Genomic DNA, 18,838 nt, shown 5'->3' with positions numbered 1-18,838 from the left:
ACCCGCCAGGGCCCGTGGACGGCGCAGCGCCGTCCGCCCCGTCGCGGTCGCCCGCGGACGAGAGGGGCCGTTATGTCCGTGCGGTCCGCGCCGAAGGAGGAAGACATGGCGCTCCTGTCCCCCTCGCTCGTCCGGCTCGGGGCCGCGCCGGCCACCAAGGAGCAGGCGATCTCCGACGCCGGGAGCATGCTCCTCGCCGCCGGCTACATCGACGCGGGCTACGTCCGCAGCCTCCTCGCCCGCGAGGAGGTCGCGAACACGTACCTCGGGAATGGCGTCGCCATCCCGCACGGGATGGTGCAGCACCGGGCCCTCGTGAAGCGGACGGGCGTGGCGATCCTCCAGGTGCCGGCCGGCGTCGTCTGGAACGAAGGCCAGGTGGCGAAGCTCGTGGTGGCGATCGCCGCGCAGTCGGACGAGCACATCGACGTCCTCAAGCGGCTCACGCGCCTCATGGGCGACGAGGACGCGCTCCGCCGGATCATCGACGCCCGCGATCCCCAGGAGGTCGTCGCCGCGCTCGGCGACGGCGCGGCCCCCCGCGCCGCGGAGCCGGCCGCGCCCGCCGAGGACTTCCCCGAGGCCTTCGCCATCGCGCTCGAGTACCCGACGGGCCTGCACGCGCGGCCCGCGACGCGGTGGGTCGACACCGCGAAGCGGTTCGGGTCGGAGATCCGCGTCCGGGCCGGAGTGGAGTCGGCGAGCGCGAAGAGCCTGGTGGCGCTGCTCCAGCTCGGCATCCGGGCGGGGCAGCTGCTGCACGTCTCGGCGCGCGGGCCGGACGCGTCCGCGGCGCTCGACGCGCTCCGTCGCATCATCGTCTCGCTCGTCCCGGAGGAGCAGGCGCAGGCGCGCGCCGCGGAGCAGGCGGCGAAGGCGGCCGCGTCCGGATGGACGCCGCGCGCGTCGCCGATCTCGATCCCCGGCGTGGGCGCCAGCCCCGGCCTCGCCATCGGTGCCGTGCGCCAGCACCGGGCGAGGCGACTCGACCCCACCGACGCGCCGCGGGGACCCGAGGTGGACGGCGCGCTCCTCGACGCGGCGCTCGAGGCGGTCGCCGCCGAGCTGGAGGTGCTCTCCGTCGAGACCGGGAAGCGCGTCGGCGCGGCCGAGGCGGGGATCTTCCGCGCGCAGCGCGAGCTGATCCGCGACCCGGCGCTGGTCCGGTCGACGGCCGTTCACGTGGTTTCGGGCCACGGCGCGGCCTGGGCGTGGCGGCAGGCGCTCGACGAGCACGCCCAGGGGCTCCGCAGCGTCCCGAACCCCCTGCTGGCGGCGCGCGCGGCGGATCTCATCGACGCCGGGGAGCGGGTGCTCCGTCGCCTCATGGGCATCGACGGCGACGCGCTCGAGGTGGACGCGCCGAGCATCCTCCTCGCGGAGGACCTCTCCCCGTCCGACACCGCGACGCTCGATCCGGAGCTCGTGCTCGGGCTCTGCACCGCGCACGGCGGGCCGACGTCGCACATGGCCATCCTCGCGCGCACGCTGGGCGTGCCCGCGATCGTCGCCGCCGGCGGCGCGCTGCTCGAGGTGGAGGACGGGACGCCGGTCATCCTGGATGGCCTGCTCGGCCGGCTCTACGTCCAGCCGTCGCGCGAGGACATCGAGTCCGCCCGCCGCTGGCAGGCGGACGAGGCGGAGCGCCGGCGGCACGAGGCCGAGCTGCGCGCCCAGCCGGCGGTGACCGCCGACGGCCACCGCGTCGAGGTGGCGGCGAACGCGAACCGCCCCGACCAGGCGGCCGCCGCGCTCGATGCCGGCGCCGAGGGCGTCGGCCTGATGCGCACCGAGTTCCTCTTCCTCGAGCGTGCGAGCGCACCGGACGAGGAGGAGCAGGCCGCGATCTACCGGGCGATGGTCGACGTCATGGCAGGCCGCCCCATCGTCATCCGCACGCTGGACGTCGGCGGCGACAAGCAGGTGCCGTACCTCGATCTGCCGCGCGAGCAGAACCCGTTCCTCGGGATCCGCGGCGCGCGACTGTGCCTGCGGCGCCCCGACCTGTTCGAGCCGCAGCTCCGGGCGCTGTACCGGGCCGCGCGGCACGGGCCGCTGTCCATCATGTTCCCGATGGTCACGACCATCGAGGAGGTCGAGCAGCTCCGCGGCCTCGCGGAGCGCGTGCGCGCGCAGCTCGGGGCACCCCGGGTGCCGCTCGGCATCATGGTGGAGGTGCCGTCGGTCGCGGTGATGGCGGAGCAGTTCGCGGAGCACGTGGACTTCTTCTCGATCGGCACGAACGACCTCACCCAGTACACGCTCGCCGTGGACCGGGAGCACCCGGAGCTCGCCGCCATGGCGAACAGCCTGCACCCCGCGGTGCTGCGGCTCATCGAGCGGACCGTCGCGGGCGCGCGCGTCCATGGGAAGTGGGTGGGCGTCTGCGGCGGCCTCGCCGGCGACCCGCTCGGCGCGGTCATCCTCGTCGGGCTCGGCGTCGACGAGCTGTCGATGAGCGCCCGCGACATCCCGGCGGTGAAGGCGCGGCTCCGCTCGGTGACGCTGGTCGCCGCGCGGGAAATCGCCCTGCGGGCGCTCGGGTGCGAGACGGTCGCGGAGGTTCGCGCGCTCGAGGCGGCGGTGGACGGGGCGGGGACGGAGCACGAGGCGGGGTCGCTGCCGGGGGCGTTCCCGGGGGCACTCCCGGGGGCACTCCATTGATCGGCGGCGCCACGGAGGGGGCACCCGGGCCCCGAGCTCGCGTCGCGACCCTCACGCTCCACCCCGCGCTCGACCAGACGGTCACGCTGGAGCGGCTGACGCCCGGCGCGGTCCACCAGGCGGAGGGGATGCGGTTCGACGCGGGCGGCAAGGGCGTGAACGTCGCGGCGTTCCTCGCCGACGCGGGCGTGACGGTGGCCGCGACCGGGCTGCTCGGCGAGGACAACGCGGCCGCGTTCACCGCGCTGTTCGCGGCGAAGGGGATCGAGGACCAGTTCGTGCGCGTGCCGGGGACGACGCGCATCAACGTGAAGCTCGTGGAGACCTCGCGCCGCGAGACGACGGACATCAACCTCCCCGCGGCGCGCGCGCCCGTCGAGGCGCTCGACGAGCTGGACCGGCGCGTGCTGGCCCTCGCGGAGCGCTGCGCGTGGTTCGTGCTGGCGGGCAGCGTGCCCGCGGGCGTGCCGCCCGACGTCTACGCCGACATCATCGCGCGGCTTCGGGCACGAGGCTGCCGCGTGGCCGTGGACACGAGCGGCGCCCCGCTCGCGCACGCGCTCTCGGCGGCCCCGGACCTCGCCAAGCCGAACCGGGCGGAGCTCGAGCAGCTCGTGGGTGAGCCGCTGCCGACGCTGGCCGAGGTGGCTCGCGCGGCGCGCGACCTCCGCCGCCGCGGTCCTCGCCTCGTCGTCGTCTCGATGGGGGCGGAGGGCGCGCTGTTCACCGGGGAGGAGGGCGCGTGGCTCGCCCGCCCGCCGGCGGTCGGGGTCGCGACGACGGTCGGGGCGGGCGACGCGCTCGTGGCGGGCCTCGTCGCGAGCCTGCTCCGGGGTGACGGGCTCGAGCAGGCCGCGCGGCGCGCCACCGCGTTCGCCGCTGCGAAGGTCGGACGCGTGGGCCCGCACCTCGGGCCCGCCGACGCGGTCCGCGCGCTCGAGGCGCGGGTCGACGTGCACTCGTTCCGGGAGGACTGATCGCCATGGCCAGGATCGTCGCAGTCACCGCGGCCCAGAACGGGATCTCGACGCCGTTCCTCGCCGCCGAGAGCCTGCGCCAGGCGGGCGAGTCGCTCGGGCACGGGATTCAGGTCGAGGCGCACGGCAGCGTCGGTGTCTGCGGCCGTCTCTCGGAGGACGCGATCCGCGCGGCGGACGCGGTGGTCATCGCCGCGGACGCCCCGCTCGATCAGGCGCGCTTCTCGGGGAAGCGGGTGCTCGTCGTCGGCACGCGGGCCGCCATCGTCGATCCCCGCGCCGTCCTCCTGGACGTGCTGGGAGAGGCGCTCGCTCCGGCGCCGCCGGCGGGGACCGCGGCGGAGCCCGCCGCGCCCGCCGAGGGCCCCCGGGACATCGTCGCGATCACCTCCTGCCCGACGGGCATCGCGCACACGTTCATGGCCGCGGAGGGGCTGGAGCAGGCCGCAAAGGCGCTCGGGCACCGCATCAAGGTGGAGACGCAGGGCTCGGTCGGCGCCCGGAACGAGCTCTCCGCGGACGACATCCGGAACGCCGCCGTCGTGGTGATCGCCGCGGACACGAAGGTGGACAAGAGCCGCTTCGCCGGGAAGCGGGTGTACGAGACGAGCACGAAGGCCGCCATCGGCCACGGCGCGGACGTGCTCCGCACGGCGCTGAAGGACGCAGCCGCCACGGCGGCCGGCGCCGACTACGCGAGCGCCGTCAAGGAGGCCAAGGCGAGCCAGACGGCGAGCCGCACCGGCGTCTACAAGCACCTCATGACGGGCGTCTCGTACATGCTGCCGTTCGTGGTCGCCGGCGGCCTGCTCATCGCCATCTCGTTCGCGATCGGCGGCATCTACGCGTCGGACGACGCCCACAGGGGCACGCTCGCGTGGGCGTTGTTCCAGGTCGGCGCGAAGGGCGGCTTCGCCCTCATGATCCCCGCGCTCGCCGGCTACATCGCGTTCTCCATCGCCGACCGTCCGGGGCTCGCGCCCGGGATGATCGGCGGCGTCGTCGCCGGGATGATCGGCGCGGGGTTCCTCGGCGGCCTCGCCGCGGGCTTCATCGCGGGCTACGGGACCCGGTGGCTGAACGGCGTCCTCCGGCTGCCGCGCAACCTCGAGGGGCTGAAGCCCACGCTGCTCCTGCCCCTCGGCGGGACGCTCATCGTCGGGCTGCTCATGCTCTTCGTGGTCGGCGCCCCCGTCGCGCTCCTGCTGCGCGCGCTCGAGACGTGGCTGAAGGGCATGCAGTCCGGCAGCGCCGCCGGCCTCGGCGCGCTGCTCGGGGCGATGATGGCGTTCGACATGGGCGGACCGGTGAACAAGGCGGCGTACGCCTTCAGCACCGGGCTCATCGCGAGCCAGGTGTACCGGCCGATGGCCGCGGTGATGGTCGCCGGGATGACGCCGCCGCTCGGGGTCGCGCTCGCGACCTGGCTCTTCAGGAACCGCTTCACGAAGGACGAGCGCGAGGCCGGGAAGGCGGCGGGCGTGCTCGGGCTGTCGTTCATCACCGAGGGCGCGATCCCGTTCGCGGCGCGCGATCCGCTCCGCGTCATCCCCGCGCTCATGCTCGGCTCGGCGATCGCGGGCGCGCTCTCGATGGCCGCGGGGGTGGAGCTGCGCGTCCCGCACGGCGGGGCGTTCGTCCTCCCCATCCCCAACGCCGTGACCCACGTCGGGATCTACCTCGTGGCCCTCGTCGCGGGCTCGGTGGCGACCGCCCTCATGCTGCGGGTGACGCTGAAGCCGGTCGTCTGAGCCGCGAGCCGCAGGGCCCGTCACCCCGGCGCGGCGCAGGCGCAGGGGTGACGGACCCGGCGCTCGCCTCACGCGCGGACGATCACCGCCTCCAGGTAGGTGCCCGGGACGGCCAGCGTCCCGTCACGCGCAGCGTTCTGCTCCTCGAGCAGCGCGGTGAGGTCGCGCTCCAGCCCCGCCCGCGCGTCGGGCGCGAGCGCCAGGAACGCGCGGTGGATCGGGCCGTACCAGGTGCGGAACACCTCGATCCAGTGCGCCGCCGAGCGGTACCGGAACACGTGGTCCCGGCGCGTCGCGCGGACCTCGCGCGCCGCGTGCCCGAACAGCTCGTCGAGGCGCTGCTCGGTCCCCCACGCCGACGGGGGGCGCAGCCCGGGGGGCGGAGGCACGTGCCTCCCGACGGTCTGGAAGACCTTCCCGATGAAGCCCTCCGGCGTCCAGCTCGCGAGCGCGATGCGGCCGCCGGAGCGGCACACCCGCAGGAGCTCGCGCGCAGCGCGCGGCTGGTCGGGCGTGAACATGACGCCGAAGGTGGACAGCGCGACGTCGAACGTGCCGTCGCCGAACGGCAGCGCCTCGGCGTCCCCGTGGCGCAGCTCGAGGGCGAGCCCGTCCGCGGCGGCGCGCGCGCGGGCCCGGTCGAGCAGCGATGGCACGTAGTCGACGCCCGTCACGTCCGCGAAGCGTCGCGCCGCCGCCAGCGCGGCGTTGCCGTTGCCGCACGCGACGTCGAGCACGCGCTCGCCGGCGGACACGCCGGCGGCCTCGCAGAGCGTCTCGCCGACGATCTGCAGGGTGGTGCCGATGACGGCGTAGTCGCCGGCGCTCCAGGTGGACTGCTGCTTCGCCTTGATCGCCGCGAGATCCGGGGCGGCCGGGCTGCCGGCGGCGGGCGCGGGGGTCGGGGACAGAATGCTCTCCATGACGTTCTCCTCAGGTCGGGTGGCGTGATCGCCGCGGGCAACATAGGAGTGCGCCGTCGGCCGGAACCTGCTCGCTTCGCCGTCTCCGTTGCCCTTCCGTCCGGCGACTCGTTTGGGGTCAGGGCACGACCCGATCAGCGGAGGAGCCGATGAGCGCCGACCCGCTTGCGAACGTCCTCGGCTCGGTGCGGCTCACCGGCTCCGTGTTCTTCCGCCTCGAGTGCGCGCCGCCATGGGTGGCCGAGGCGCCGCCCTCGAGGGCGATCGCGGGCCGCGTGATGCCCGGCGTCGACCACGTCATCGAGTTCCACGCGATCACGCGGGGGCGCTGCCTGGCCGGGATCGTGGGCGAGACGCGGTGCGTGGTCGAGGCGGGCGACGTCATCTGCTTCCCGCACGGCGACGCGCACGTCCTCTCGAGCGCGCAAGGGCTGCGCGCGACGCCCGACCTCTCCCCGTACACCAGGCCGCAGGACGCGCCGCTCCCGTTCTGCGTGAAGCTCGGCACCGGGCCGGTCGAGACGGAGCTGGTGTGCGGCTTCTTCGGATGTGACGCGCGCCCGTTCAATCCGCTGCTCGAGGCGCTCCCGCGCGTGCTCCGCGCGAGCGACCGGGACGGCCGGCGGAGCGGGTGGCTCTCGCGGTTCCTCGAGGTGGCGGAGGCGGAGTCGCGGAGCCCGGGGCCGGGCGGGGCGGGGATGCTGAGCCGGCTCTCGGAGCTGATGTTCGTCGAGCTGGTGCGCCGGCACGTGGAGACGCTGCCGCCGGACCGCACCGGCTGGCTCGCCGGGCTCTGCGATCCCCACGTCGGACGCGCGCTGGCGGTGCTGCACGCGAGCCCCGGCGACCCGTGGACGCTCGAGCGGCTCGCGCGGGCGGCAGGGCTCGCCCGCTCCTCCCTGGCGGAGCGCTTCGCGGCGCTGATCGGCGATCCGCCCATGCAGTACCTGACGCGCTGGCGCATGCAGGTGGCGGCCGGTCAGCTCGACACGACCCACGACGGGGTGGCCGCGATCGCCGCGCGCGTCGGCTATGCGTCCGAGGCGGCGTTCAGCCGCGCGTTCAAGAAGAGCGTCGGGATGCCGCCCGCGGCCTGGCGGAGGCGGCGGGCCGCCGGGCACGGATGAGGACCTGGCTCGGACGGACGCGAGCCCTCTCGATCGGCCCGCCTGCCCGGCACCCGCCCGGCTGAGCGGCCGCTCCACGGTGGCCGGCCGCCGACTTTCGCGGTACACCGGCGCCCGGTGCTGCGCCCGGCGGTGCGGACCGCCCGGAGAGCGGCATGTCGGACGTTCCGAGCATCTACGCGATCGACTTCGGCACGAGCAACTCGCTCCTCGCGGCGGCGAACCGCGAGCGCGTGTTCGACGCCGTGCCGCTCGATCCCGGGGCGTCCGACCCGACCGTCCTGCGGAGCATCCTCTGCTTCCCGGACGCGGGCGGCGTGTTCGTGGGCGGCGAGGCCCTCCAGCAGTTCATCGAGCACGGGGCGGAGGGTCGCCTGCTCCGATCGATCAAGCACCACCTCGGGACGCGCTCGTTCCGCGGCACCATCATCCGCGGGCGGCTGGTCTCGGCGGAGGAGCTGGTCGGGACGCTGCTCCGGCAGATGCGGCTGCGCGGCGACGCGTACTTCGGGGTGGAGGTGCGGCGCGTGCTCCTGGGGCGCCCCGTCCACTTCGATGGCGACGACGACGCGTTCGCCGAGGCCCGGCTGCGGAAGGCGGCGGAGCTCGCCGGCTTCGAGGAGGTTCGCTTCGTCCCCGAGCCGGTGGCCGCCGCGCGCGCGTTCGGCGCCGCGGCGCAGCGGGACGAGGTGGCGCTGATCGGCGACTTCGGCGGCGGCACCTCCGACTTCACGGTGCTCCGCGTCGGTCCGCGCGCGCTCGGCAGGGACGACGTGCTCGCCGTCGGAGGCGTCGCCGTCGCCGGCGACGCGCTCGACGCGTCCCTGATGCGCGCCCAGGTCGGCCGGCACTTCGGCGCCGAGGTCCAGTACCGGGCGCCGTTCGGCAACAACGTGCTGCGGATGCCGCAGGGGATCGTGCAGCACCTCTGCTCCCCGGCGCATCTCTCGATCCTGCAGCGGCGCGACATCGCGAGCTTCCTCGCCGACGTGCGCAGGTGGTCGCTGTCGGAGCACGATCGCCGCAGGATGGACCAGCTCACGACGCTCGTGGAGGAGACGCAGGGGTTCCACCTCTTCGAGGCGATCGAGCGCGCGAAGCGCGAGCTCTCGACGAAGCGCGCCGCGCGGATCACGTTCTCTCATCCGGGCATCGAGGTGCGGGAGCCGGTGACGCGCCCCGGGTTCGAGGAGGCGAGCCGGCGCGAGGTGGACGCGATCCTGCGGTGCCTCGAGGAGACGGTGCGGGCGGCGGGCGTCGGGTTCGGCGACGTCGAGGTCGTCTGCTGCACGGGCGGCACCGCGAAGGTCCCGCGGATCGCCGCCGAGATCCGGCGCCGCCTGCCGGCCGCGCGCCTCGAGCAGTTCAAGGGGTTCCACTCGGTCGTCGCGGGCCTGGCGCACGAGGCGCAGGAGGCGGAGCGGGTCCGGGACGCCTGAGGACGATCGGCTAGCCCCGGTACGCCTTCTCCAGCTCCGCGACGTCGAGCTTCTTCATGCGGAGCATCGCCTCCATGACGCGGCGGGACCGGGCGCGGTCCCCGGCCCTCATCAGCTCGCCGAGGGCGGCCGGGACGATCTGCCACGAGACGCCGTACCGGTCCTTCAGCCAGCCGCACTGCTCGATCGTGCCGCCGTCCGAGAGTGCGGCCCAGAGGCGGTCGACCTCCGCCTGGTCCTCGCAATTCACGAGGAACGAGATGGCGTGGTTGAAGGGATCCAGCGGCCCAGCGGCGATCGCCATGAACTGCTGACCGGCGAGGGTGAACTCGACGACCTGGACCGAGCCGGCCGGGCCGCTCGGCGTGTCGGCGGGGATGGGCGTCACGCTGTCCACGCGGGAGCCGGGGAAGAGCGAGACGTAGAAGTTCGCCGCCTCCACGGCTTCGCGGGCGAACCACAGGTGGGGGACGATCTTCGGGCGGACGATCCTGGCCATGGGAACCTCCTCGGTCGGGGTGCGGCGCGCTGCGGCGATCCCGGCGCGTCCGCGTGATCTCCGTGGATCGACACCCGCGTGCCCGGCGGATCATCGCTCCCGGATGGGTGAACGGCCGTGCGCGACCCGCCGGCGAACGAGGAGGCCCGCGGCGCCCGGTCCGCGACTCGGCGCCCGCGCGCGCCGCCGGGAGGGTGGCCCCCACGGGCCTGTCGGCGCTACCGGTCGACCGGTGGACGATCCGGCGCGCGGAAGAGGAGGAGGGCTGCCATGGGTGCGCCGTTCTTCACGGAGAAGAGTCGTCCCCCGACCGAGACGGCGATCCTCTCGGCGCTCGGCGGATCGGGCGGCGCATGGCGCGAGCTGTTCGACGGGATCCGGGCGCAGCACCCGGACGTCAGCGAGCGCTGGGGCTACTACACCGACGGGAAGAGCTGGCTCCTGAAGGCCTCGCGGAAGTCGAAGACGGTGTTCTGGCTCTCCGTCGAGCAGGGCGCATTCCGGGTCGCGTTCTACTTCCCGGAGCGCCTCGCAGGGACACTGCTCGCGAGCGACCTCTCCGAGCGCTGCAAGGCGGAGATCCGTCGCGGCGCGTCGAGCGGGAGGCTTCGTCGCGTCGCCGTGACGTTCGGCCCGCGGCGAGGGCTGCGGGACGTGATGACCTTGATCGCGCTGAAGAAGACGTTGCGATGACGAGACCGCGCGAGCCACGTCACGGGCGCCGTGCTCTCGATGGACGGCGGCGCCGCTGCGACGGTCGTCCGACGGGCGCGCGACGGCGCTCGCCCCGGCTCGAGGGAGGCGCGCGTTCCGGCCGCCGCGGGTACCCGACGGTCTGCCCGAACAGCACGCGCTGGTCGTCACGCAGGCTCAGCCTCGCGGAGAGTCCCGACCGGTCGCAGTTGTGGAACCAGGCCGCCAGCCCCGCGGACGCGGCGAACAGGTACACGTTGGCCGCGATGAGGCCGGTGTCGACGTAGTAGTAGGACCGCTGGACCTCGGGATCGCGCAGCCCGGGCTCCCGGAACCCGGACGTGTGAACCAGCCTGTCGACGTCCGCGACGTAGACGAGGCGAACGGGAGCCCCGGCGCCGCCGCCGGCCTGACCCCGGCCGATCGCGAGGCGTCGCAGGTCACCGGCCACCACGGGAACGAGCCTGTGACGGAACGGGTCGTACAGGTACGTCCCGTCCCGCAGCGCGGCGTAGACGTCGATCTCCTGCGAGTTGCTCGCCGACGCCGCGGTCCTGCCGGGGAGGCCGAAGGGTCCCTTCTCGCGGTTCACGCCGCACGCCGCCCAGAGGAGCTCGGACAGCGTCTGCAACGAGAGCTCATCATCGCCGATCTCGCGCGTCGTCTTCCGGAGCCGCAGCGCCGTCGCGAGCGAGCCGCCGGGGTCGGGGCCGGGTGCCGGCAGCTCGATCGGCTGGAGCTCGTGCAGACCGCGCTTCCTGGTCCATCCGCTCGCCATCCTCGCGATCATCGTGACCTCGCACCGGGGATTCTAGCCGAGCAGACCTCGTCCCCCTTGGAGCAGCGCGCGCGGGCGCAGCGCGTCACCCGCGGAGCTGCGGGCCCGGGCCGCGCCCGCGCGCGAGCGACACCGCGGTGCGCTGCCCCGGCTCGAGCACGAGCAGCCGCGAGCGCTGGCCGAGGACCTCGAACGCGTGCGCGAGGTCTTCCGCGCTCTCGGTGAAGTGGGCCCAGCCCTGGTCGTGGACGGGCACGAGCGTGGCGTCGGGGAAGGCGTGCGCCGTCTCGAGGGCGTCGTTCGCGTCCATCGTGAGGTGGAACGCACCGCGGGTCCGGGCGGAACCCGCGAACGGCACGACCAGCCTCGGCCGGAACCGGCGGGACACCTCGGCTGCGCCCTCGAACCAGACCGTGTCGCCCGTCACGTACAGGAGATCGGCGCCTCCCGCATCGGTCACCACGAACCCGGTCACGTCGCCGGCGATCGGCTCGATCCCCGGAGGCCCGTGCCGCGCCGGCGTCGCGGTCACCGTCCACGCGCTCCCGTCGCGGCCGACGAGCGTGCGCCGCTCCCAGGGCCCGAGCCCATCCGCGCCGGGCAGGCGGCGCGCGCCCGCGGGCGTGGTCAGCACCCGCTGCGCGCCGGCGAGGGACGCGCGGCCGCCGCGGTCGAGGTTGTCGGGGTGCTGGTCATGGCTCAGCAGCACGGCGTCGACCGGGCCGATCGCCTCCGCGGACAGGGCAGGTCCGGAGGTCTTCGTCAGGGTCACCGAGCCGGAGGCATAGGCCCCCGGCGGATCGAAGGTCGGATCGGTCAGGAGGCGCAGGCCGGCGAGCTCGACCAGGAGCGTGGGGCCGCCGACGAGGGTCAGGTGGACGGTGGGTTCGGTCATGGGATCCTCCGGGCGTCCGGTCTCCAGGACCGCCGGCCTGCTGCCGGCGGCCGGGGACGGATGCGCCGCTCGCACCCAACCTGCCTCGCCCGCGGCTGTGCGACAATGGGCAGATGCGCACCACGGCTGATGATCCCCGCACAGCCCCGCTCGACTGGGAGGACGTGCGTCACTTCGTTGCCCTCGCCCGGGGTGGCACGCTCTCGGCCGCCGCGCGCGCCCTGCGGGTCCACCACGCCACGATCGCGCGCCGGGTCGCCGGGCTCGAGGCCGCGCTCGGCCGCGCGCTCTTCGATCGCGCCGCCGGGCGGTACGGGCTCACCGCGGCGGGCCAGGCCGTCCTGGAGCGCGCCGTGGAGATGGAGCGCGCCGCGGCGACGCTCGCGGAGCGCGCGGCCGGCGCGGGCTCGTCCGGGCTCGTGCGGCTCACCTCGACCCGGGCGCTCCTCGACGGCTTCCTGCTCCCGCGCCTCGCGCCGCTGGTGGCACGCCATCCCGAGCTGGAGCTGGAGCTGCTCGGCGAGTCGCGCCCGCTCAGCCTAGCGCGCCACGAAGTCGACCTCGCGCTGCGGATGGGCGCGCCCAGGCGCGGCGAGCTCGTCGGGCGCCGCGTCGCGACGATGGCGTACGCCTTCTACGCAGCGCCGGTGGTGGTCGCGGCGATGGAGACCGGGACGCCGCCGCGGCGGATCGGGTTCGACGAGGCGAGCGGGTGGTTCCCCGAGGCCGCGTGGCTCGCCGAGCGCTGGCCGGAGGACCGGCCCGCGTACCGCGCCAGCAGCTTCCTGTCGCAGCAGCTCGCCGCGCGGGCCGGGCTCGGGCTGGCGCTCCTGCCGCGGTTCATGGGCGACCCCGATCCGGCGCTCGTGCGCGTGTTGCAGGAGCCGCTCCCGGCGGCTCGGCCGATCTGGCTGCTCCGGCGCGCCAGCTCCGGGCGCGATCCACACGTTCGTGCCGTCGCCGACTTCGTGATCGGGCTGTTCGAGCGCGACCGGGCGCTGCTCGCCGGACGTTGACCGCGGCAAGGAGGCGCTTCAGCGCCAAGGGGCCCCCGACCTCCTCGCCGAGCTGGGCGGGCGACCGCCCGCAACGCCGGGCCCGGAGGATCGCCGGCGGGACCGCGCGGTTCCCGGCCGCCGTGCAATCGGCTCGGCCGGCGTGTCGGCTCGGCCGGGTCTGCGCGTCGAGGCGAATTTCCGCCCAGGCTAGGGAGCGAGCGAGGCCTCCGGTCGCGTCGGATCGAGGCGACCCAGGTCGGCCCGGAAGCGCCGCGGCATCGGTGCGAGCATCGACAAAAAGGAGGAGTTCGTGCCCGAGGCGGTCCGTCCGGAGGGCGCGCCGCGCAAGCCGGCGTTCGAGGCGCGTGGGCTCGAGAAGACCTACCGGATGGGCGAGGTCGACGTCCCGGCGCTCCGCGGGGTCGACCTGGAGCTGTTCGACGGCGAGCTCGTCGTCATCCTCGGGCCGTCCGGCAGCGGCAAGTCCACGCTCCTCAACATCCTCGGCGGCCTGGACGTCCCGACGGGCGGCCGCGTGCGCTACCGCGATCACGATCTCGTGGGCGCGACGGCGGCCGACCTCACGATGTACCGCCGCGAGCACGTCGGGTTCGTGTTCCAGTTCTACAACCTCGTCCCGAGCCTCACCGCCCGCGAGAACGTCGCGCTCGCCTGCGAGATCGCACCGCACCCGCTCGCTCCCGAGGAGGCGCTCCGCCTCGTCGGACTCGAGCACCGGATGGATCACTTCCCGGCACAGCTCTCCGGGGGCGAGCAGCAGCGCGTCGCGATCGCCCGCGCGGTGGCGAAGCGCCCCGACGTGCTGCTCTGCGACGAGCCGACCGGCGCGCTCGACGCTCTCACCGGGCGCATCGTCCTCGAGGTGCTCGAGAGCGTGAACCGCACGCTCGGGACGACCGTGGTCGTCATCACGCACAACGCGGCCATCGCGGACATGGCCGACCGCGTGGTCCACGTCGGCGACGGGCGCATCGCGCGGATCGACGCGAACGCCGTGCGCCGCCCCGCCTCGGAGGTCACCTGGTGACCGCGCTGGATCACAAGGCGTGGCACGACCTCGCGCGGATGCGCGGCCAGGCGATCGCCGTCGCGGCGCTCGTCGCTTGCGCCATGGCGGCCTGGGTGACGACCGCGCTCACCGAGCGCGCGATGGTGGGGACGCGCGACGCGTACTACGCTCGGGAGCGGTTCGCGGACGTGTTCGCGTCGGCCCGGCGCGCGCCCGAGTCCGTCGCGGCGCGCCTCGCCGCGGTCCCCGGCGTCGCCGAGGTCGAGACCCGGGTCGTGTCGGCGGGCCGGATCGAGCTCCCGTCCGGCTCCACGGCGCGCGGGGTGTTCGTCTCGCTGCCCGACCTCGCGCCGCCGCGCCTGAACCGCCTGCACGTGCGCGCCGGCCGGGCGCTCCTGCCCGACGAGCACGGTGCGGCCCTCGTGACCGAGGGGTTCGCCGAGGCGAACCGGCTCGTGCCCGGAGACGACATCTCCGCCGTCGTGAACGGGCGCCGGGAGCGGCTGCGCGTCGTTGGCGTCGCGCTCTCGCCCGAGTACGTGTACGCCATCGGCCAGGGGATGGTGTTCCCGGACGACCGGAGCTTCGGCGTCTTCTGGATGGCGCGGACCGACCTCGGAGCCGCGGCGGGGCTCGAGGGCGCGTTCAACGCGGCGGCGCTGCGGCTCGCCCCCGGCGCGTCGGAGCCGGCCGTGATCGCGGCGGTCGATCGGATCCTCGAACCGTGGGGCGGCGCCGGCGCCTACGGGCGGGGCGATCAGATCTCCCACCGGTTCCTCTCGGACGAGATCGGGCAGCTGCGCGCGATGTCCGTCGTCGTGCCGGCGATCTTCGGCGGGATCGCGGCGTTCCTCCTCTCGGTGATCGTGTCCCGCCTCGTCGCGGCGCAGCGCCAGCAGATCGGGATGCTGAAGGCGATCGGGTACTCGGACGCGGCCGTCGCGCTCCACTACGCGAAGCTCGTCGGCGCGATCGTGATCGCCGGCGCGGTGCTGGGCGCGGTCGCGGGGGCTGGCCTCGGCCGGGGGCTCGCCCGCATGTACGCGAGCTTCTACCGGTTCCCGTTCCTCGTGTACGAGGACGCAGCCTCCGTGATCGCGGTCGGCGCAGGGCTGAGCCTCCTCGCAGCCATGGCCGGGGTGGCGAGCGCGGTCCGGCGCGCCGCGCGCCTGCCACCCGCGGAGGCGATGCGCCCCGAGCCGCCGGCCCGGTTCCGGGCGACGCGCCTCGACCGGCTCGCGCTCGTGCAGCGGCTCCCGCCCGCGTGGAAGATGATCGTCCGGAACCTCTCCCGGCGGCCGGTCCGGGCGGCGCTCTCGACCGTGGGGATCGCCTGCGCCGTCGCCGTCATCGTCGTCGCCGGGGCGATGGACGACGCGCTCGCTCACCTGCTCAAGGTCCAGTTCGAGCAGGCCCGGCGCGAGGACGCGATCGTCGTCTTCTCGGATCCGACCGGGCGTGACGCGCTGTTCGAGCTGCGCGCCATCCCGGGCGTGCGCGCGCTCGAGCCTTACCGGCACGTCCCCGCCACGCTGCGGAACGGTGCGCGCAGCTACCGGATCGAGGTGGCGGGGCTCGAGCCCGGGGGGAAGCTCTGGCGGCTCGTCGACGTCCGCGAGCGGACGGTCCCGGTCCCGCCCACGGGACTCGTCCTGTCGACGCAGCTCGCGCGCATCCTCGCGGTCGAGCCGGGTGACACGGTGATCGCGGAGGTGCACGAGGGGCGCCGGCCGGTGCTCTCGCTGCGGGTCGTCGCCCTCGTCGACGACTTCGTGGGGGTGGCGGCGACGACCAGCCTCGCGGCGCTCGACGACGCGCTCCAGGAAGGACCGCTCGCGAGCGGCGCGCTCCTCACGCTCGACCCCGGCACGGAAGCCGCCGTCGAGGCACGGCTCTCGGCCCGTCCGCGCGTCGCGGGCGTCACGCTCGCCTCGACGTTCCGACGCGCCATGGAGGACGTGGTCGCCCGGTTCATGGGAGGCGTCGTCGCGGTCCTGATCGGGTTCGCGCTCGTCCTCGCGGGCGGCGTCCTCTACAACGCGGCGCGGGTCGCGCACGCGGAGCGAGAGCGCGAGCTCGCCACGCTGCGGGTGCTCGGGTTCGGCGTGGGCGAGGCGTGGCGCATCCTCGCGGGCGAGCTCGCCGTCCTCGTCGCCGCCGCCGTGCCGCTCGGGATGGCGCTCGGCGTCGGGCTCGTCGCGCTCTCCTCGAGCGCCATGACGTCGGACCTGTTCCGGCTGCCCGTCGTGGTCGGGCTCGGCACCTGGGCGATGTCCACCGGGACGGTGCTCGCGGCGGCCGCCGTCCTCATCCTGCTCGCACGGCGCTGGGTGGCGCGGGCCGATCTCGTCGAGGTCCTGAAGGCACGGGAGTGAGCCGTGAAGCGAACGTGGACGGTGGCTGTGGCAGGGCTCGGGGTGGCGGCGGCGGCCGGCGCCGTCCTGGCGTCTCGCCGCGGCCCGGAGGTCGAGGTGGCGACCGCAGCGCGCGGCTCGATCTCCGAGACCGTCGAGGGCACCGGCAAGGCGCGCGTCCGCGAGCGCCACGTCGTCGCGTCGCCCGTGCCCGGCGCGCTCGAGCGCGTCGAGGTGCACGCCGGGGACGCGGTGCGTGAGGGCCAGCCGGTCGCGTGGGTCCGCCCGCTCGCCCCGGCGCCGCTCGACGCTCGCACGCGCGCGGAGGCGCAGGCGCGCGCCGCGGCCGCGCGGGCTGCCGAGGCCGAGGCGGCCGCGGCGGTCCGGCGCGCCGAGGTGGCCGAGACCGACGCGTCGCGCGCGCTCGCCCGGGCGAGGCTCCTCCTGACCGGCGACGCGCTGGCGGCTCGGGACCTCGAGACCTCCGAGGCCGCCGCCGGCATGGCCGCGCAGGAGGTTCGCGCGGCGCGCGCGGCCCTTGCGCGCGCACGCGGCGAACGGATCGCCGTCGAGGCCCTGCTCGCGTCTCCGTCGGGCCGCGGGCCGGCCCAGCCGCTCGCGGCGCCCGCGGCCGGGGTGGTGCTGCGCGTCGTGCAGGAGAGCCCCGGTCCCGTGCAGGCGGGTACGCCGGTGGTGGAGGTCGGGGATCCGCGGGACGTCGAGGTCGCGCTCGAGCTCCTCACCGAGCAGGCCTCGCGGGTCCGTCCCGGCGCCGCCGTGGAGCTCGTCGCCTGGCCGGGCGACGAGCCGCTGCGCGGCGTCGTTCGCCGGGTGGAGCCGTCGGCGTTCACGAAGGTGAGCGCGCTGGGCGTCGAGGAGCAGCGCGTGCTCGTGCTCGTCGATCCCGCGGGAGACCGCGCCCGCTGGGCCCCGGTGGCGGACGGGTGGCGCATCGAGGGCCGCGTGGTCGTCGCCGAGCGGGCCGACGCCGTGAAGCTGCCCGCGAGCAGCGTGGTGCGCGGCGATCGCGGGTGGGGAACCTTCGTGGTGGAGGGCGGGCGAGCGCGGCTCCGGCCCATCCGCCTCGGGGCCTCGACCGCGGACGAGGTGGAGGTGGTGTCCGGCGTGTCTCCGGGAGAGCGCGTCGTGCTCCGGCCGACGAGCGCGATCGAGGACGGGGCGCGGGTGCGGACCAGGTAGGGCCTGCTCGCCAGCTGTGTCGCGGACGACGTGTGCGGTCCCCGTCCGAGAGTTCCCGTGCATCAGCGGTGCGGTCCCCGTCCGAGAGTTCCCGGCGGCGTGTCCTTTGGCCGCCCCCGTCCGAGAGTTCCCGCGCAACAGAGTGACTGTGAGTGACGGCCGCTCGCACGAGGCGATCGGCTGCCCCGTCCGAGAGTTCCCGGGCATGGCTGCGGTCCCCGTCCGAGAGTTCCCGGGGCCCGTCCCGCCCCCGTCCGAGAGTTCCCGCGCAACAGAGTGACTGTGTCGAGACGGCCGCTCGCACGAGGCGATCGGGAACGTCAACGCGGGTACACGCGCGCCCGGACCAGAGGCCCCGGCGGTGCGTGCCGTCGTCGTCCCGGAAAAACGGCGCGGCGCGGTCGCCCTATCCGGCCGCGGCGCAGGGAACGCCGTGGAGGACGCGCAGGAGGTAGGTTCCGTGCGGAAAGAGGGTGTCGTCAGCCCCGGCTCGCCGAGCGTTCCAGGCCCCGCGGTAGGAGCGGAGGAACTCGGCGAGGCGCCCGAGAGTCTCGATGCGCTTCCACTTGTCGCCCGCGGCGACGCGCGGATTGAGGGCGCGCCGGGGCTCCCCGGGCGCGGGTCGGGCGAAGGGCTTCTGCGCGAGCACGCGAGCGACGCCGAGGAACCCGCCGCGCCCCTTGTAGCGAGCCCGCGCGTCCGTCTCCCGGCGCTCGAGCGCGCGCTGGAGCTCGGCTCGGAACTGCTCGGGCGAATCGAAGCCGGGCGGCACCGTGAGCTGAAGGGTCACCCGGTCCGGAAGGCCGCCCTTCGGGTCGAAGAAGTCCTTCGGTCGCTCCACGACGAAGGGGGCGCCGCCGATCCGCTCCGGGGCGGACCACAGGCCCGGCCAGGCGCTGCCAGATGCGACGAGGCCCGCCTCGACGGGATTGGCGAGCACGTAGGCGGCCTTGTCCACGATGTCGCTGGGCGAGACCAGTCGGACGGCGCTGTACGTGTCGGGAGCCCAGAACGTTTCCCAGCGCCCGAGGGAGGCGTTGACGGCCCGCGCGACGAGGGCGTCGAGGAACTGGTGGAACGCGGGGAGGTTCGCGTCGGGGTCCGTAACGACCATGTGGACGTGATTGGAGAGGACGCAGAGGGCGTGGATCTCCACGCGGTAGCGCGCGGCTGCGAGCGCGAGGACGTACAGGTACGTCTGGCTCGTCGCGCGGGACGGCCTGAGGAGGAACTGCCGTTGCGCGCATCTCCGCGTGACGAGGTAGGAGGCGCCCGGAACGACCTGGCGAGGAGCGGTCATGCGGGCGGCGAGGACACGAACCGTGCCGCGAGGAACCCCGCGGATCGGGTAGACTCGGCATGCGATGCATGGTCCGCGAACCGGCCGCATCGGACGAAAGCCGGAACTCTCGGTCTGGGTGAGGGGGTGAGGCGAGGCTGCAGGAGCCAAGCCAAGGCCGTCGGCGCCCCGTCCTGCCGGGCACCTCCAAGAGAGGCACTGGCGGCCACG

The 18,838-nt window shown here is 75.0% G+C and carries 15 protein-coding genes; 10 read left to right on the top strand and 5 right to left on the bottom strand.

Annotation, left to right across the window (positions count from 1 at the left end):
* The first annotated feature begins 105 nt into the window (after window positions 1-105).
* The 3 genes from ptsP to AMOR_RS02200 are packed head-to-tail and all read left to right on the top strand — an operon-like array spanning window position 106 to window position 5,392.
* Window positions 106-2,664 (top strand): phosphoenolpyruvate--protein phosphotransferase, encoded by a 2,559-nt coding sequence (gene ptsP / locus AMOR_RS02210; protein ID WP_248357989.1) that lies wholly within the window; start codon window positions 106-108, stop codon window positions 2,662-2,664.
* A complete protein-coding gene (gene pfkB, locus AMOR_RS02205) occupies window positions 2,661-3,641 on the top strand; it encodes a 1-phosphofructokinase (RefSeq protein WP_248357987.1) in 981 nt (326 codons plus the stop codon). The genes ptsP and pfkB overlap by 4 nt, the downstream gene beginning before the upstream one ends.
* Before the next feature lie 5 nt (window positions 3,642-3,646).
* Window positions 3,647-5,392: a PTS fructose-like transporter subunit IIB gene (locus AMOR_RS02200; protein ID WP_248357985.1), complete on the top strand. Its 1,746-nt coding sequence runs from the start codon at window positions 3,647-3,649 to the stop codon at window positions 5,390-5,392.
* 68 nt (window positions 5,393-5,460) lie between these two features.
* On the opposite strand, the gene AMOR_RS02195 is transcribed toward AMOR_RS02200, so the two are convergent.
* Window positions 5,461-6,315, bottom strand: coding sequence for a class I SAM-dependent methyltransferase (locus tag AMOR_RS02195; protein ID WP_248357983.1), 855 nt, complete (start codon window positions 6,313-6,315; stop codon window positions 5,461-5,463).
* A 149-nt stretch (window positions 6,316-6,464) separates the two neighbouring features.
* Between AMOR_RS02195 and AMOR_RS02190 the strand changes: the two genes are divergently transcribed.
* Window positions 6,465-7,442 (top strand): AraC family transcriptional regulator, encoded by a 978-nt coding sequence (locus AMOR_RS02190; RefSeq protein WP_248357981.1) that lies wholly within the window; start codon window positions 6,465-6,467, stop codon window positions 7,440-7,442.
* Window positions 7,443-7,597: 155 nt separating this feature from the next.
* Window positions 7,598-8,881 carry an Hsp70 family protein gene (locus AMOR_RS02185; RefSeq protein ID WP_248357979.1) on the top strand — a complete coding sequence of 428 codons (1,284 nt, stop codon included), beginning with the start codon at window positions 7,598-7,600 and terminating at the stop codon, window positions 8,879-8,881.
* Window positions 8,882-8,891: 10 nt separating this feature from the next.
* On the opposite strand, the gene AMOR_RS02180 is transcribed toward AMOR_RS02185, so the two are convergent.
* On the bottom strand, window positions 8,892-9,380 hold the full coding sequence (locus AMOR_RS02180) for a VOC family protein (protein ID WP_248357977.1): 489 nt from the start codon (window positions 9,378-9,380) through the stop codon (window positions 8,892-8,894).
* 270 nt (window positions 9,381-9,650) lie between these two features.
* Between AMOR_RS02180 and AMOR_RS02175 the strand changes: the two genes are divergently transcribed.
* Window positions 9,651-10,073: a DUF3788 family protein gene (locus tag AMOR_RS02175; RefSeq protein ID WP_248357975.1), complete on the top strand. Its 423-nt coding sequence runs from the start codon at window positions 9,651-9,653 to the stop codon at window positions 10,071-10,073.
* 19 nt (window positions 10,074-10,092) lie between these two features.
* Here the strand turns inward: AMOR_RS02175 and AMOR_RS02170 are convergent, their stop codons facing one another.
* Window positions 10,093-10,863 carry a nitroreductase family protein gene (locus AMOR_RS02170; RefSeq protein WP_248357973.1) on the bottom strand — a complete coding sequence of 257 codons (771 nt, stop codon included), beginning with the start codon at window positions 10,861-10,863 and terminating at the stop codon, window positions 10,093-10,095.
* A gap of 73 nt (window positions 10,864-10,936) precedes the next feature.
* Window positions 10,937-11,746: an MBL fold metallo-hydrolase gene (locus AMOR_RS02165; protein ID WP_248357971.1), complete on the bottom strand. Its 810-nt coding sequence runs from the start codon at window positions 11,744-11,746 to the stop codon at window positions 10,937-10,939.
* Window positions 11,747-11,859: 113 nt separating this feature from the next.
* Here AMOR_RS02165 and AMOR_RS02160 point away from each other — a divergent pair, with 113 nt between their 5' ends.
* The 4 genes from AMOR_RS02160 (at window position 11,860) to AMOR_RS02145 (ending at window position 17,328) form a co-directional block, all read left to right on the top strand.
* Entirely contained in the window at window positions 11,860-12,762 is a 903-nt protein-coding gene (locus tag AMOR_RS02160) for a LysR family transcriptional regulator (protein WP_248357969.1), read from the top strand.
* 292 nt (window positions 12,763-13,054) lie between these two features.
* Window positions 13,055-13,792, top strand: coding sequence for an ABC transporter ATP-binding protein (locus AMOR_RS02155; RefSeq protein WP_256468114.1), 738 nt, complete (start codon window positions 13,055-13,057; stop codon window positions 13,790-13,792).
* Window positions 13,789-16,149 (top strand): ABC transporter permease, encoded by a 2,361-nt coding sequence (locus AMOR_RS02150; RefSeq protein ID WP_248357967.1) that lies wholly within the window; start codon window positions 13,789-13,791, stop codon window positions 16,147-16,149. The genes AMOR_RS02155 and AMOR_RS02150 overlap by 4 nt, the downstream gene beginning before the upstream one ends.
* 3 nt (window positions 16,150-16,152) lie before the next feature.
* Entirely contained in the window at window positions 16,153-17,328 is a 1,176-nt protein-coding gene (locus tag AMOR_RS02145; RefSeq protein WP_248357964.1) for an efflux RND transporter periplasmic adaptor subunit, read from the top strand.
* A gap of 406 nt (window positions 17,329-17,734) precedes the next feature.
* Here AMOR_RS02145 and AMOR_RS02140 read toward each other — a convergent pair whose 3' ends face one another.
* Window positions 17,735-18,628: a transposase gene (locus tag AMOR_RS02140; RefSeq protein WP_248357962.1), complete on the bottom strand. Its 894-nt coding sequence runs from the start codon at window positions 18,626-18,628 to the stop codon at window positions 17,735-17,737.
* Between the last annotated feature and the right edge of the window lie 210 nt (window positions 18,629-18,838).

This window comes from Anaeromyxobacter oryzae (assembly GCF_023169945.1).
Taxonomy (GTDB): Bacteria; Myxococcota; Myxococcia; order Myxococcales; family Anaeromyxobacteraceae; genus Anaeromyxobacter; species Anaeromyxobacter oryzae.
The sequence above is the reverse complement of the archived record's forward strand: the minus strand, read 5'-3'. Positions and strand labels throughout refer to the sequence as shown.